This is a genomic window from Streptomyces spongiicola (assembly GCF_003122365.1).
GTDB lineage: Bacteria > Actinomycetota > Actinomycetes > Streptomycetales > Streptomycetaceae > Streptomyces > Streptomyces spongiicola.
Window position 1 is genome coordinate 2,971,644 of the sequence record NZ_CP029254.1, and the last position, 15,312, is coordinate 2,986,955.

Consider the following 15,312-nt stretch of genomic DNA (forward strand, 5'->3'; position numbering starts at 1 on the left):
CTCCCCCGCCGGCCCGCCCACGCCCCGGCCCACTCACCGCCGTCCCACTCACCGCCGGGCCACTCACCCGCCGGGCCACACGATCGCCTGCAGCTCGCTGTACGCGTGCAGCGCGTAGGAGCCCACGTCCCGCCCCACCCCGCTCTTCTTGAAGCCGCCGAACGGCGCCTCCATGTTCCGGCCGACCGTGTTGACGCCGACCCCGCCGGCCCGCAGCCGCCGCGCCACCCGGAACGCCCGGGCCACGTCGCCCGACCATACGTAGTCGATCAGCCCGTAGTCGCTGTCGTTGGCCAGCTCCACCCCCTCCTCCTCGTCGCCGAAAGGCACCACGACCACCACGGGACCGAAGATCTCCTCCCGGACGACGCGCATACCGCTGCCGCAGTCCGCGAGCAGCGCCGGGGCGACATAGAACCCGCGCGCCGTGCCGGGCCGCTCCCCGCCGGCCACCAGGCGCGCGCCCTCCTTCCTCCCCAGCTCGATGTACGACTCGACACGGTCCCGGTGGGCGGCGGAGATCACCGGGCCGACCACGGTGTCCCGATCCGCCGGGTCGCCGACCTTCAGCCGGCCGGCGAACGCGCCGAGCCGCTCGACCAGCCGGTCGTACACCCCGCGCTGGGCCAGCACCCGGGTCGGCGCGGTGCAGATCTGGCCGCTGTAGAAGGCGAACGTCGTACCGATGCCCAGCACCGCGGAGTCGAGATCGGCGTCGTCGAAGACCAGCGCGGCGCCCTTGCCGCCCAGCTCCATCAGCTGACGCTTGACGCTCCGCCCGCACACCTCGCCGATGCGCTGCCCGACGGCCGTGGAACCGGTGAAGCTGACCATGTCGACGTCGGGCGAGTCCACGGCCGCCTCCCCCACCTCCGCACGGGAACCGCCCACCACGTTGACGACCCCCGGCGGGGCGCCGGCCTCCGCGAGCGCCTCCGCCATCCGGTACACCGAGAGCGGGTCCTGCGGAGCGGGCTTCACCACGACCGTGTTGCCCATCGCCAGGGCCGGGGCGACCTTGCCCGCCGGGTTGGCCCAGGGGTTGTTGTACGAGGTGATGCAGGTGACCACCCCCACCGGGCGGCGCGCTGCGAGCGCGCCGAAGACGCCCGCCCGCCCCATCGGCCCGGCCTCGACTACCTGCGGAGGCAGGCCCCGCTCGACCGGCTCCAGCGCGCCCTTGGCATACCTGCGGAACCGGGACACCCCGACCCCGACCTGCATGGCCCGCGCGGTCCCCGTGGTGGCGCCGGTCTCGGCCATGGCGAGTTCCGCGTAGGCCTCGAACTCCCGCCGGATCACGTCGGCGGCCCGGTCCAGGACCGCCGCCCGCTCCTCGGGGGCGGTGCGCGACCACGCCTCGAACGCGTCCCGCGCCTCCGCGGCCGCCTCGTACACCTGGTCCCGGCTCGCCTCGGGGGCGAGGCCGACGACCTCCTCCGTGGCCGGGTTCACCACCTCGTAGTGACCGCGGTCCGGCTCGACCCACTCCCCGCCGATGAAGAGCCGCTGCACGGGAAGCCGCCGAGACGCGGACCGTCGAGGCGTGGACCGTCGAGGCGCGGCGGACCGCTGCGGCACCGCGGACCCTCGCGGCGAGTCGGGCTGCCGCGGCGTGTCGGACCCTCGCGGCGAGTCGGGCCGCCGCGGCGCGCTGGACCGCGGCGGCTTGCTTGACCGCTGCGGCGAGTCGGGCTGCCGCGTCACCTGGTACCCACCGTCCCGGTGTCGCGGCCCGAGCGCAGCACCCGGCCCGGCACGGCGCCGGTCACCCGGTCCTCGCGGATGACCTCGACCCCGTTGACCCGCACGGACACCACGCCCTCCGCGCGGGAGTCGAGCCGCGGGCTGTCTCCGGGCAGGTCGTGCACGAGGGTCGCCGGTCCCGCGTCGATCCGCTCCGGGTCGAAGAGGACCAGGTCCGCATGGTGGCCCCGGGCGACCCGGCCCCGCCCGCGCAGCCCGAACAGCCGCGCCGGGTCGTCGGTCAGCATCCGCACCGCCTCCGCCAGGCCCGCCAGCTTCCGGCCGCGCAGGCAGTCGCCGAGGAACCTCGTGGTGTACGGCGCCCCGCACATCCGGTCCAGGTGCGCGCCCGCGTCGGAGCCGCCGAGCAGAACGTCCTCGTGCCGCCAGGTCTCCGCCCGCAGCGCCCAGCTGGCCGGGTCGTTGTCGCTGGGCATCGGCCACAGGACCGTACGCAGGGAGTCGTCGGCGCAGATCTCCACCAGGCAACGGAAGGCGCCCTGGCCTCGCTCGGCGGCGATGTCGCGCACGACGCGTCCGGTGAGTCCGTCGTTCGCCGCGGAGTAGGTGTCGCCGATGACGTACCGGTCGAAGTCGGCGAGTCTGCGGAAGACACCCGCCTCCGGGCATCGGGCACGCCGCAGCATCCGGGCGCGGACGTCCGGGTCGCGGAGCCTCGCGATCCGCTCCGGGACGGGCAGGCCCAGGATCTCGCCCCAGCCGGGGATGAGGTTGAGGGCGCAGAAGGTGCCCAGGGACATGTTCATCGGGGTGAGGATGGGCATGGTGAGGGCGACGATCCGGCCGCCCGCCCGGCGGGCCCGTTCGCTGGGCACGAGCTGGCGGGGGACTCGATCGGGGACGGCCGCGTCGACGGTGAGCACGTTCCAGTTGAGCGGCCGGCCCGCGGCGGCGCTCATCTCGACGAGCAGGTCGATCTCCGCGTCCGCGAACCGGTCGAGGCAGCCCGCGACGATGGCCTCGAGCTGGGTGCCCTCGTGCTCGCCGACGGCGCGGGAGAGCGCCAGGAGTTCGGCGGGCTCCGCGTGCCGGGAGGCCACCGGGGCGCCGTCGCCGTCGGTGTGGGTGGACGACTGGGTGGTGGACAGCCCCCAGGCGCCGGCGTCCATGGCGTCCCGCAGGAGCGCGGTCATCCGGCGGAGCTGCTCACCGGTGGGCCGGCCGCCGGTCGCGGCCGGGCCCATGACATGGCGGCGCAGGGCGCAGTGGCCCACCATGAAGCCGGCGTTGACGGCGATACGGCCGTCGAGCCCGTCCAGGTACTCGCCGAAGTCGTGCCAGTCCCACGGCGCCCCCTCCTCCAGCGCGACCAGGGACATGCCCTCGACCCTGGACATCAGCCGCCGCGTGTAGTCGGCGTCCTCGGGGCGGTCGGGGCTCAGCGGCGCGAGGGTGAACCCGCAGTTGCCGCCGACGACCGTGGTGACCCCGTGGTTCAGGGACGGGGTGGCGTACGGGTCCCAGAACAGCTGGGCGTCGTAGTGCGTGTGCGGGTCGACGAAGCCGGGGGTCAGGACCAGCCCGGTCGCGTCCTCGGTGGTCCGTGCCTCCTCGGTGACGGTGCCGGGGCCGGCGATCACGGCGATGCGGCCGTCGCGGATGCCGACGTCGGCGTTTCGGGCCGGGGCGCCGGTGCCGTCGACGAGGGTCGCGCGCGTGATGAGGTGGTCGAGCATGGTCGTCCCTTTCGCGTGCGGGGCGCCGGGGTCGCGCCGGATGGAGGGCGGGCGGGTGGGTGGTCGTCGGTACGGGGAGGAAGAGCCGCGCGGGGAGGGGGAAGGAGAGCAGGAGGGAGAGGGACAGGGACAGGGAAGGGGACGCGGGAGGGGTCGGAGCGGAGCGGGGAGAGCGGGTCGGAGCGGGGCGGAGCGCTACGGGGACGGGGAAGCGATACGGAAACAGAGCGGGCGGAGCGGGGCGGAGCGGATGTGACCCGATCGGGGGTGGGGCGGCCGGCCGCGGCCGCCCCACCCTCCGACCGGGCCGGATGCGGGAGGCGGCCCGGGATGCCACCGCCCGCGGTCCTCTGGTGCGCGGGGCCGCGCCCCCCGTTCAGGACGGCGCGCCCCGTCACCGGTGGTGGAACGAGCGTCCCCGTGGCAGTCGGCCGGCCGGCACCCGGACCGGCGGGGGCGGCCCCGTACGGAGCGGAGCCGGCACGGGCCGACCCGGATGCGGTCCGCATCCGGTCGGCATCCGGACCGGGCCGCCCCCGGAGAGATCCGGATCCGGACCGGGACCCAGGGGACCCAGAGGACCGGGACCGGGGCCGGAACCCGGACCGAGACCGAGACCGGGCCCCAGACCAGGACCGGAACCCGGACCGAGACCGGGACCTAGACCGGGCCCCGGACCCGCACCCGGGACCGGAACCCGAACCGAGACCGAGACCGGGCCCCAGACCGGTACCCGGGCCCGGACCGGCGCCGGGGACGGCGCCGGCCTGAGCCTCAGACCACGGTCACGCGGCCTCGCGGAAACGCGTCGTGCGGTGCACCGGATCCGTGTCGATCTTGGGGATGACGTGTTCGCCGACCAGCCGGATCGTTCGGAGGGTGTCCTCCCTGGAGATCCCGATCGGCAGGCCGAACGACAGCTGGTCCGCGCCCGCCTGCTCCCACCGCTTGCACTGCGCCAGCACCTCGTCGGGGTCCCCGCAGATCAGCAGTTCCTCCTGGATGAGGAGTTCGATGAGTTCCTCGTCGTACTCCGGCAGGGTCTCGGGCCAGACCGGGAAGCCCTCGGGCCGCGGGAAGGTGTCGTGGTAGCGGAAGACCAGTGACTGCAGGTAGTGCAGACCGCCGGCCGCCGCGGTGCGCACCGCCTCCGCGTGGGTGGGGGCGCAGACGGCGGTGGACGTCACCATCACGTTGTCGTTGACGTAGTCGCCGACGGGGTCGGCCTCGCGGATCGCGGTCTTGTACTGCTCCAGCACCCACTCCATGTCGGAGACCTTCTGGACGCTGAAGCCCAGCACGCCGAGTCCCTTGCGGGCCGCCATGGCGTAGGAGGGCGGGGATCCGGCCGCGTACCACATGGGCGGATGGGACTTCCCGTAGGGCTTGGGCAGGACCTTGCGCGGGGGCAGGGACCAGTGCTTCCCCTGGAAGCCCTGGTACTCGTCCTGGAGCCACATCTTGGGGAACTCGGCGATGGTCTCCTCCCATATCTCCTTGGTGTGGTTCATGTCGGTGATGCCCGGGAGGAAGCCGAGGATCTCGTGCGAGCCGGCGCCGCGCCCGGAGCCGAACTCGTGGCGGCCCTGGCTGAGGTGGTCGAGCATGGCGACCTTCTCGGCGACCTTGACGGGGTGGTTGACCTGCGCCAGCGGGTTGAAGATGCCCGCGCCGAGATGGATCCGCTCGGTGGCGTGGGCCAGGTAGCCGAGGAAGACGTCGCTGGCGGAGAGGTGCGAGTACTCCTCCAGGAAGTGGTGCTCGGAGGCCCAGGCGTACTTGAAGCCCGACTTGTCGGCCTGGATGACGTACTCGGTCTCCTCCATGAGCGCCCTGTGCTCGGCCAGCGGGTCGGTCTCGGCGCGCCTGCCGACGTAACCCTGAACAAAGAGCCCGAATTCCACGGGTTTCACCGTCCCGTCCCTACGTTTCTGACGCATCGTCAGATCTGTTGTCGACCGACTGTTCCACCGTGCGTCCGGAGCGTCAAGACATGCCGGGGACCCTGTCTGACGCTACGTCAGATCACGTTGACGCCGGCCAGCCAGCCTCCGTCCACGACGAAGGGCTGGCCGGTGATGTACGAGGAGTCGTCACAGGACAGGAAGAGCGTCAGCCGCGCCACCTCCTCCGGGCGCCCGGCCCGCCCGAGCGGCACCAGCCGCCGGTACAGGCCGTCCAGCGCCTCCGGCTCCGCGCCGTCCGGGTTGCTCATCGGGGTGTCCACCGCGCCCGGGCACACCGCGTTGACCCGGATCCGCTTCGCCGCGAGCTCGATGGCGGCCACCCTCGTCAGGCCGAGGATCGCGTGCTTGGTCGCGGCGTACGCGCCCACGTGCGACATACCCGTGAGCGCCGTGTACGAGGCGGTGTTGACGATCGTGCCGCCGCCGGCGGCCGCCATCTCGGGCGCGACGGTCCTGATCCCCAGGAAGACGCCGGTCTGGTTGACCCTGACGATCTGCTGGAACTCCTCCAACGGGGTGCTGACCAGTTCGTTGAAGCGCAGGATGCCCGCGTTGTTGACCAGACCGTCGACACGGCCGAAGGCGCCCCGGGCGGACGCGACGGCGGCGGCCCACCCGTCCTCGTCGCCGACGTCGAGATGGACGTACAGGCCCCCGATCTCCTCGGCGACCGCCTCGCCGCGGTCGTCGAGGACGTCCGCGAGGACGACCCGGGCACCCTCCGCGGCGAAGAGCCGCGCCGCCGCCTCCCCCTGCCCCCGGGCCGCACCGGTGACGATGACGACGCGCCCGTCCAGCTTCCCCATGCCGTACCCCTAACGTCCGAGTCGCGGAGCCACCTCCGCTGCGAAGGCCGCCATCTGGTCGGTGAGTTCACCGCGGCTACGGCTGCGGAACCGCACCTGGATCTGGTCCACCCCCATGGCGCCGTACTCGCGCAGCGACTCGGCGAGCACCTCGGGCTCGCCGGTCAGCGTGCGCCGGCCGGTGTCCCAGCCGGCGCGGCCGACGTACAGGGGCTCGGTGATCGCGCCCACCACGAGGGGGTCCCCGACGCCGGCCTTCTCGCGCAGCGTCCGCAACCGGGCGATCTGCCGTGGCAGACGGTCGCGTGGATCGCCCTGCGGGAGCCAGCCGTCCCCCTTCAGGGCGGCCCGGCGCACGGCGGCAGGCGAGGAGCCGCCGACCCACACCGGTACCCGGGCCTGGGCGGGCCGCGGTCTCTGCCCGAGCCCCTCGAAGGCGAACCGCTTCCCGGCGAAACTCGGGAACTCCTCCGGTCCGAGCGCCGCCCTGAGCGCGTCGATCGTCTCGTCGAGCAGGGCGCCGCGCCCCTCGAAGTCGGCGCCGACCGCCTCGAACTCCTCGCGCACATGCCCTGCGCCGACCCCGAGGACCAGCCGCCCACCGGACAGGTGGTCGAGGGTCGCGTACTGCTTGGCGGTGACCAGCGGATGGCGCAGCCCGACGACGGCGACATGGCTGAGCAGCCGCACCCGCTCGGTCGCCGCGGCCAGGAAGGACAGCGTGGCGACGGGGTCGTACCAGACGGTCGACATCGCCCCGGCGAGGCGCTGCGGGATCGCGACATGGTCGCAGACGGCGATGTAGGCGAAGCCGGCCCGGTCGGCGGTGCGGGCGATCGCGACCAGGTCGTCCGGGCCCGCGGCCGCCTCCCAGCACTCGGCGAAGACGGTGCTCTGCGACTGAACCGGGAGCTGCATCCCGTACACCACCATGTGCCGGTCCCTTCGCCGAAGCCTCTGATGGTTCGCCTTGCCGGCACGTCAGTCACGTCAGTCACGTCAGCCCTATCAGGCGTTTCGGCCGCGCCAGCCGTGCCGGCCCTGCCGGCCGTGCCAGGCGGTTCTTCATGGTCTTGGCCGGGGCCCGATCGGGCAAGGGGTGCGCGGGAGCGCCGCTCGGGTCCGCCTGGCCGGGGACTCCGCTCCCGGCCGGCCGGAGGCCGCGGGGGTACGCACAGGAGGTGCGCGGGTGCGCGCAGGCGGCGCGCGCCTCGAAGCCCTCGGCCGGGGTGGGCGTTGTATGCCCTCGGCCGGAGTGCGCGCCGTATGCCCTCGGCCGGGGTGGCCGTCGTATGCCCTCGGCGGCGGCCGTGGGCGGATGTCCGCCCCCGCCTGCCGCGAGGTCCGCCCGCCCCGGTCGGCGGGGCGGTTCACGGCCCGGCCCGGAGCATGTCCCGCGGAATGGTTCACGGCCCGGCCCAGAGCCCGTCCTCCGTCAGCCCCAGCAGCTCGATCGCGTTCCCGCGTACGATCCGCTCCACCACGTCGGCGGGCAGGTGCCCCATCTGCGCCTCGCCCACCTCTCGGGACCTGGGCCAGGTGGAGTCGGAGTGCGGGTAGTCCGTCTCGTACAGGACGTTCCCGACCCCGATGGCGTCCAGGTTCCGCAGGCCGAAGGCGTCGTCGAAGAAGCAGCCGTGGACGTGTCCGGCGAAGAGTTCCGACGGCGGCCGCCGCACCTTGTCCGCCACGCCGCCCCAGCCGCGGTTCTCCTCCCACACCACGTCCGCGCGCTCCAGGATGTAGGGGATCCAGCCGATCTGGCCCTCGGCGTACATCACCCGGAGATTGGGAAAGCTCTCGAACTTGCCGCTCATCAGCCAGTCGACCATCGAGAAGCAGCAGTTGGCGAAGGTGATGGTGGAGCCGACGGCCGGCGGGGCGTCGGCGGACGTCGACGGCATCCTGGAGGAGGAGCCGATGTGCATCGCCACGACCGTCCCGGTCTCGTCGCACGCCGCGAGGAACGGGTCCCACTCGCCGGTGTGGACGGACGGCAGGCCGAGGTGCGGGGGTATCTCCGAGAACGCCACCGCCCGGACCCCGCGGGCCGCGTTCCGCCGCACCTCGGCGGCCGCGAGTTCCGCGTCCCACAGCGGGATCAGGGTGAGCGGGATCAGCCGGCCCCGGGCCTCCGGCCCGCACCACTCCTCCACCATCCAGTCGTTGTAGGCGCGTACGCAGAGCAACCCGAGATCGCGGTCCTTCGCCTCGGTGAACGTCTGGCCGCAGAAGCGCGGGAAGGTGGGGAAGCACAGGGCGGACTGGACGTGGTTGACGTCCATGTCCGCCAGCCTGTCCGCCACGCTGTACGAGCCGGGCCGCATCCGCTCGTAGGTGATGACCTCCAGCCTGATCTCGTCGCGGTCGTAGCCGACGGCGGTGTCGAGCCGGGTCAGCGGGCGGTGCAGGTCCCCGTACACCCACCAGTCCCCGACCGGGCCCTCGTCGCCCGGCGCGCCCATGACGGGGGCGAACCTGCCGCCGAGGAACGTCATTTCCCTCAGCGGCGCGCGGACGACACGGGGCCCGCTGTCCCGGTACCTCGACGGGAGCCGGTCCCGCCAGACGCCCGGGGGCTCCACCGTGTGGTCGTCCACCGAGATGATCTTCGGGAAGTTCTCCATGCCTTCCACGGTAACGCCGATCTGACGAACCGTCAGCTATGTGTCGGGGGGATCCGGCGGTTCCTGTGCCGAGCCCCACCTCCTGCTGACGAGCCAGGCCCCCACAAGGCAGACTGTCCGGGACGAACCCGCGACACGAGCGCGAGGACTTCGGGACGAAGGCGGTACCGGCAGGGGGTAGCGATGCACCACGAGGACGAACCCTCCGCACAGCCACACACTCCGGGGCCGCGGACCTGGGACCCGGCGGACGGCGACGGGCACCTCCGCTTCAGCGTGCTCGGCCCCGTCCGCGCCTGGCACCGCGGCGAGGCCCTGCCCCCCGGCTCGCCCCAGCAGCGCGCCCTCCTCGCCGCCCTCCTCCTCCGCGAGGGCCGCACCGCCACCTCCGCCGAACTCATCGACGCCATCTGGGGCGAGGACCCGCCCTCGCAGGCCCTCGCCGCCGTACGGACCTACGCCTCCCGTCTGCGCAAGATCCTCGAACCCGGCATCCTGGTCACCGAGTCCGGCGGCTACGCCGTACGCGTCCCCGCCGAAGCCCTCGACCTCCGGGTCGCCCGGGAACTCGCCGCCGAGGCCGACAAGGCGCGCGCCGGCGGCGACCGGCACCAGGCCCGCACCCTCGTCGGCAGCTCCCTCGGCCTCTGGGACGGCGAACCCCTCGCCTCCGTCCCCGGCCCCTACGCCGAGACCCAGCGCGCCCGACTCGGGGAATGGCGCCTCCAGCTCCTCGAGACCCGCCTCGAACTCGACCTCGAACTCGGCCACCACGCCGAGGCCGTCTCCGAACTGACCGCCCTCACCGCCGCGCACCCCCTGCGCGAGCGCCTGCGCGAACTCCTCATGCTCGCCCTCTACCGCAGCGGCCGCCAGGCCGAGGCACTCGCCGTCTACGCCGACACCCGAAGACTCCTGGCCGACGAACTCGGCGTCGACCCCCGCCCCGAACTGTCCACCCTCCAACAGCGCATCCTCCGCGCCGACACCGAACTCGCCCGCCCCGCCGAACAGAGCGCACCCACGGCGCCCCAGCCGGCCCGGCCGGCCCAGCTCCCCGCCACCGTCCCCGACTTCACCGGCCGTGCCTCCTTCGTCCGCGAACTCGGCCACCGCCTCGCCTCCGCCGACGGCACCGTCATGGCCGTCTCCGCCCTCGCCGGCATCGGCGGCGTCGGCAAGACCACCCTCGCCGTCCACGTCGCGCACGAGGCCAAGCCCCACTTCCCCGACGGCCAGCTCTACATCGACCTCCAGGGCGCCGGCGCCCGCTCCGCCGAACCCGAGACCGTCCTCGGCGCCTTCCTCCGCGCCCTCGGCACCGCCGACACCGCCGTCCCCGACACCCTCGACGAACGCGCCGCCCTCTTCCGCTCCCTCCTCGACGGCCGCCGCATCCTCGTCCTCCTCGACAACGCCCGCGACGCCGCCCAGATCCGGCCCCTGCTGCCCGGAACCGCCGGCTGCGCCGCCCTCGTCACCAGCCGCGTCCGCATGGTCGACCTCGCCGGGGCCCACCTCGTCGACCTCGACGTCATGTCACCCGACGAGGCACTCCAGCTCTTCACCCGCATCGTCGGCGACGAACGCGTCACCGCCGAGCGCAAAGCCGCCCTCGACGTCGTCGCCGCCTGCGGCTTCCTTCCCCTCGCCATCCGCATCGCCGCCTCCCGCCTCTCCGCACGCCGCACCTGGACCGTCTCCGTACTCGCCGCCAAACTCGCCGACGAACGCCGGCGCCTCGACGAACTCCAGGCCGGCGACCTCGCCGTCAAGGCCACCTTCGAACTCGGCTACGGCCAGCTCGAGCCCGCACAGGCCCGCGCCTTCCGCCTACTCGGCCTGGCCGACGGCCCCGACATCTCCCTCACCGCGGCCGCGGCAGCACTCGGCCTCCCCGAACACGACACCGAGGACCTCCTCGAAGCCCTCGTCGACACCTCACTCCTCGAGTCCGCCGCCCCCGGCCGCTACCGCTTCCACGACCTCGTCCGCCTCTACGCGCGTGCCTGCGCCGAACGCGACGAACAGCCCCCGGCGGAACGCGAGGCCGCGCTCTCCCGGCTGCTGGACTTCTACCTCGCCACCACCGCCCGCGTCTTCGCCCTCGAACGGCCCGGCGACCGCCTCGTCGACCACCTCGCCCCCACCGCCTACGGGGGGCTGGCCTTCACCGACCGGCACGAGGCCGTCGACTGGCTCTACCGCGAAGCCAACAGCCTGCTCGCATGCGCCCGCCAGTCCTTCGTCGGCACCCGGCTGCGCCGGGCCGTGGACCTGCTGTGGGCGGCCAAGGACCTCGCCGAGTCCGGCGCCAACAGCAGGCAGTACGAATCCGCGGCCCTCGCCGCCCGCGACGCCGCCCGCGCGGCGGGCGACTCCCTCGCGGAAGGGCGCGCCAGGACGACCCTGACCAGCGTCCACCTCGTGGCGGGACGCTACGACGAGGCCGACGACGAAGCGGTCGCCGCACGTGCGCTCGCGCTGTCGGCGAACGACAGCACACCCGTGCACTGGGCCGACAACGACCGCGGCATCATCGCCGGCATCCGCAACCGGCACGAGGAGGCCGAGGAGCACCTGCTCCACGCCGTCGGAGGCTGGCAGGCCGACGGGAACCTCCCCGGTGCCGCCAGTGCCCTGTGCAACCTCTCCCGCGTGCATCTGCTCATGGGCCGTACCGACAGTGCCATAGACCTGGCCCGGCAGGGCATCGAGATCTACGACCGCATGGGGCTCACCGTCCGGCTCGCCAACGGCAGATACGCCCTCGGGATGGCCCTGACGGAGGCCGGTCGGCACCCCGAGGCACTACAGCAGCTCAACGAGGCACTGCGGATGTTCGGCCAGGACAGGCAGCGCCTGTGGGAGGGCACGACCCACTTCCGCATCGCCCAGGCCCATCTCAAGGCCCAGCGGGCCGCCTCCGCCGCACAGCACGCCGAACAGGCCATCGCCACGGGCTGCATCGGTGGCGAGAGGATGCGAGGCAATGTGCTGACCCTGCTGGGCAGGGCACTCGACGCCCTCGGCCAGAGCGGCCGCGCCCAGGCGTGCTGGCGCGAAGCACTGGCGCTCTACGAGGAACTGGGCGCCGTGGAAGCGGACACGGTGAGAGAACTCCTCAGCCCGCTCGCCGCTGCCTGACCGCCTTCGAACTGCTCGTTCAGCGTTTGTTTATGCCGACACGGCATGCTCACTGCAACGGTCCGTCGTAGCGGGGGGCAGACGGATCGCACGGGGGGCCACCGCTATGGTGAGCGGTCCCGAAACGCCCGTTCGGCGACCCACGGGGGAGTCGCCGAGCGGGCGTTGCCGGCCGATCCGATCCAGTGGGGAGCTGATGACGGTGAGCGACAAGTACAGAAACGAAGAGATCACCACCATGGACAACCACATGCCCGCTCCCCCCAAGGACGGCGGCATCACCACCATGGACAACCACATGCCCGCCCCTCCCAAGGACGGCGGCATCACCACCATGGACAACCACATGCCCGCTCCCCCCAAGGACGGCGGCATCACCACCATGGACAACCACATGCCCGCTCCCCCCAAGGACGGCGGCATCACCACCATGGACAACCACATGCCCGCCCCTCCCAAGCCCTGAGACCGCACACGACGGGGTGCGGCCGCGGCGGCGCGGAGGGGGAGCCGCCGCGGCCGCGGTGCGTTCAGCGGGCGCGCGCTTCGGCGCGCGCCCGCAGTTCCGTCTTCAGCACCTTCCCGCTCGCGTTCCGCGGCAGTTCCGCCACGAACTCCACCGACCGCGGCACCTTGTAGTTCGCCATCTCCCGGCGCGACCAGGCGATCAGGTCGTCCGCGGTCAGCGTGGCACCCGGCCTGCGCACCGCGTAGGCCCTCCCCACCTCGCCGAGCCGCCCGTCCGGCACGCCGACCACCGCCACGTCGGCGATGTCCGGGTGCAGGCCGAGGAGTTGCTCGATCTCCGCCGGATACGCGTTGAAACCGCCCACGACGAACATGTCCTTGATCCGGTCGGTGATCCGCAGGTTCCCCGCCTCGTCGAGGACTCCCACGTCGCCCGTGTGCAGCCAGCCCTCCGCGTCGACCGCCTCCGCCGTACCCACCGGGTCCTCGAAGTAGCCCAGCATCACGTTGTGTCCGCGTACCAGGACCTCCCCCGGCTCCCCCGGCCCGGCGAGCACCCGCACCTCGGTGTCCGGGATGGCCCGCCCCGACGTCGCCGCGATCGTGGCCGGGTCGTCGCCGCGACGGCACATCGTCACGATGCCGGACGCCTCCGACAGCCCGTAGGCCGTGAGCACCGTCGCGATACGCAACTCCTGCCGCAGCCGCTCGACCAGGCGCAGCGGCACCACGGCCGCGCCCGTCACCACCAGGCGCAGTGCCGACAGGTCGTGCGCGTCCCGCGCCGGGTGGTCGAGCAGGGCCTGGTGGAGCGTCGGCGGGCCCGGGAGGACGGAGATCCGCTCGGAGGCGATGTTCGCGAGCACCGTGTCCGCGTCGAACACCGGCTGCGGCACCATCGTCGCGCCCCTCGTCAGGGAGGCGACGATCCCCGCCCTGTAGCCGAAGGTGTGGAAGAACGGGTTCACGATCAGATAGCGGTCGCCCTCCCGGAGCCCGGCCAGTTCGGCCCAGGTCTCGAAGCAGCGCAGTGTCTGCGCATGGGTGGTCACCACCCCCTTCGGTGCGCCCGTGGTACCCGAGGTGAAGACGATGTCCGACGGGGCCGTCGGCTCCACCGCGTCCGCCCGTGCACGCACCAGGGACGCCGGCACCGCGTCCCCGTCCGCGAGGAAGTCCTTCCATGTCCGGTAGTCCTCGGGTGCGGCGTCGGCGAGCACCACCACCTGTTCCAGATGCGGGAGTTCGACCTCGGCACGCCGCAGCGAGGCGACGTAGGAGGTGCCCAGGAACGTGCCGGTGACAAAGAGCAGCCTCGCCCGGGAGCGGGCCAGGACGTAGGCGGCCTCGGTGCCCTTGAAGCGGGTGTTGAGGGGTACGAGCACCGCGCCGGCGGTCACCGCGCCCAGCGCCGAGACGATCCACTCGAGCGTGTTCGGCGCCCAGACCGCCACCCGGTCCCCCTGCCGGACGCCCGCGGCGATACAGGCGGCGGCCGCGCGTTCGACGCGTTCGCCCAGTTCGGCGTAGCTCACCCGGGTGCGGCCCTCGACGACGGCCTCCCGCTCGCCGTGGCGTTCCGCGGCACTCCGCACCAGCCTCGGGATGGAGCCCCACTCCAGATCGCCGCGCATGACCCGACCCTCCCGCCGTCGACCGCCCCATAGCTGACTAACCGTCAGATTAGCTGTACGCTGCCCCGCATGGCGACCCTGAAGGACGCGACCGCGATAGCCGGGATCGGCCAGACCGCCTTCGCGAAACACCTCCCCGAATCCGAGAAGACCCTGGCCTGCCGGGCGATCCTCGCCGCACTCGACGACGCCGGCGTGAGCCCCGCCGAGGTCGACGCCTTCGCCTCCTACACCATGGAGGAGACCGACGAGGTCGAGATCGCCAAGGCGATCGGCGCGGGAGACGTCACCTTCTTCAGCAAGGCCGGCTACGGCGGCGGCGGCTCCTGCGCGACCGTCGCCCACCTCGCCGCGGCCGTCGCCACCGGGCAGGCGAACGTCGGCGTCGCCTGGCGCTCCCGCAAACGCGGCTCGGGGCCGCGCCCCTGGAAGAACACCAAGGCCCAGCTGCCCACCCCGGGGCAGTGGACCCGGCCGTTCGGGCTGCTGCGCCCCGCCGACGAGATAGGCATGCTCACCCGGCGCTATATGCACGAGTACGGCGCCACCCGCGACCACCTCTTCAACGTCGCGCTGGCCTGCCGCAACCGCGCCAACCAGAACCCGGCGGCGGTCATGTACGAACGCCCGCTGACCCGGGAGACGTACATGACGTCGCGCTGGATCAGCGAACCCCTGTGCCTCTTCGACAACTGCCTGGAGACGGACGGGGCACTGGCCTGCGTCGTCGTCGGCGCCGGACGCGCCCGCGACTGCCGCCACCGCCCGGTCTACGTCCACTCCGTCGCCCAGGGCCTGCCTGCCCAGCACCACGGCATGGTCAACTACTGGAACGACGACCCGCTCGCCGGCCCCGCCTGGACCGCGGCCCGGCAGCTGTGGAAGACCGCCGACCTCGGACCGCAGGACATCGACGTCGCCCAGATCTACGACGCGTTCACCCCGCTCGTGCCGCTGTCGCTGGAGGGGTACGGCTTCTGCGGGCGCGGTGAGGGCGGGCCGTTCACCGAGGGGGGTGCGCTGGAGATCGGCGGCCGGCTGCCGCTCAACACCGGCGGCGGGGGGCTCGGCGAGGCATATGTCCACGGCTTCAACCTGATCAACGAGGGTGTGAAGCAGTTGCGCGGTGTTTCGACGGCGCAGGTACAGGGTGCGTCGACGTGCCTGGTGACGGCGGGCGAGGGAGTCCCGACTTCAGCGTTGGTTCTGAGGAGTTGAGC

General features: G+C 73.0%; 10 protein-coding genes. 3 read left to right on the forward strand and 7 right to left on the reverse strand.

What is annotated here, in order from left to right; genetic code table 11:
- Window positions 1–63: 63 nt before the first annotated feature.
- The 6 genes from DDQ41_RS12935 to DDQ41_RS12965 all read right to left on the reverse strand — a co-directional run bounded on the left by DDQ41_RS12935 (window position 64) and on the right by DDQ41_RS12965 (window position 8,843).
- A complete protein-coding gene (locus DDQ41_RS12935; protein ID WP_109294643.1) occupies window positions 64–1,515 on the reverse strand; it encodes an aldehyde dehydrogenase family protein in 1,452 nt (483 codons plus the stop codon).
- 188 nt (window positions 1,516–1,703) lie between these two features.
- A complete protein-coding gene (locus tag DDQ41_RS12940) occupies window positions 1,704–3,443 on the reverse strand; it encodes an N-acyl-D-amino-acid deacylase family protein (protein WP_109294644.1) in 1,740 nt (579 codons plus the stop codon).
- 785 nt (window positions 3,444–4,228) lie between these two features.
- Window positions 4,229–5,347 carry an LLM class flavin-dependent oxidoreductase gene (locus DDQ41_RS12950; protein ID WP_109297708.1) on the reverse strand — a complete coding sequence of 373 codons (1,119 nt, stop codon included), beginning with the start codon at window positions 5,345–5,347 and terminating at the stop codon, window positions 4,229–4,231.
- Window positions 5,348–5,463: 116 nt separating this feature from the next.
- Window positions 5,464–6,216, reverse strand: a complete 753-nt coding sequence (locus DDQ41_RS12955) for an SDR family NAD(P)-dependent oxidoreductase (protein ID WP_109294645.1) — start codon at window positions 6,214–6,216, stop codon at window positions 5,464–5,466.
- A 9-nt stretch (window positions 6,217–6,225) separates the two neighbouring features.
- On the reverse strand, window positions 6,226–7,149 hold the full coding sequence (locus DDQ41_RS12960) for an LLM class F420-dependent oxidoreductase (RefSeq protein WP_109294646.1): 924 nt from the start codon (window positions 7,147–7,149) through the stop codon (window positions 6,226–6,228).
- Window positions 7,150–7,622: 473 nt separating this feature from the next.
- Window positions 7,623–8,843 carry an amidohydrolase family protein gene (locus DDQ41_RS12965; RefSeq protein ID WP_109294647.1) on the reverse strand — a complete coding sequence of 407 codons (1,221 nt, stop codon included), beginning with the start codon at window positions 8,841–8,843 and terminating at the stop codon, window positions 7,623–7,625.
- A 183-nt stretch (window positions 8,844–9,026) separates the two neighbouring features.
- On the opposite strand from DDQ41_RS12965, the gene DDQ41_RS12970 reads away from it, so the two are divergent.
- Window positions 9,027–11,990 carry an AfsR/SARP family transcriptional regulator gene (locus tag DDQ41_RS12970; protein ID WP_109294648.1) on the forward strand — a complete coding sequence of 988 codons (2,964 nt, stop codon included), beginning with the start codon at window positions 9,027–9,029 and terminating at the stop codon, window positions 11,988–11,990.
- 196 nt (window positions 11,991–12,186) lie between these two features.
- The gene (locus tag DDQ41_RS12975) at window positions 12,187–12,456 is read left to right on the forward strand and encodes a hypothetical protein (RefSeq protein ID WP_109294649.1); all 270 of its coding nucleotides are present in this window, start codon (window positions 12,187–12,189) and stop codon (window positions 12,454–12,456) included.
- A gap of 64 nt (window positions 12,457–12,520) precedes the next feature.
- Here DDQ41_RS12975 and DDQ41_RS12980 read toward each other — a convergent pair whose 3' ends face one another.
- The gene (locus DDQ41_RS12980; protein WP_109294650.1) at window positions 12,521–14,092 is read right to left on the reverse strand and encodes a FadD3 family acyl-CoA ligase; all 1,572 of its coding nucleotides are present in this window, start codon (window positions 14,090–14,092) and stop codon (window positions 12,521–12,523) included.
- Window positions 14,093–14,161: 69 nt separating this feature from the next.
- On the opposite strand from DDQ41_RS12980, the gene DDQ41_RS12985 reads away from it, so the two are divergent.
- A complete protein-coding gene (locus DDQ41_RS12985; protein ID WP_109294651.1) occupies window positions 14,162–15,310 on the forward strand; it encodes a lipid-transfer protein in 1,149 nt (382 codons plus the stop codon).
- The last annotated feature ends 2 nt before the right edge of the window (window positions 15,311–15,312 follow it).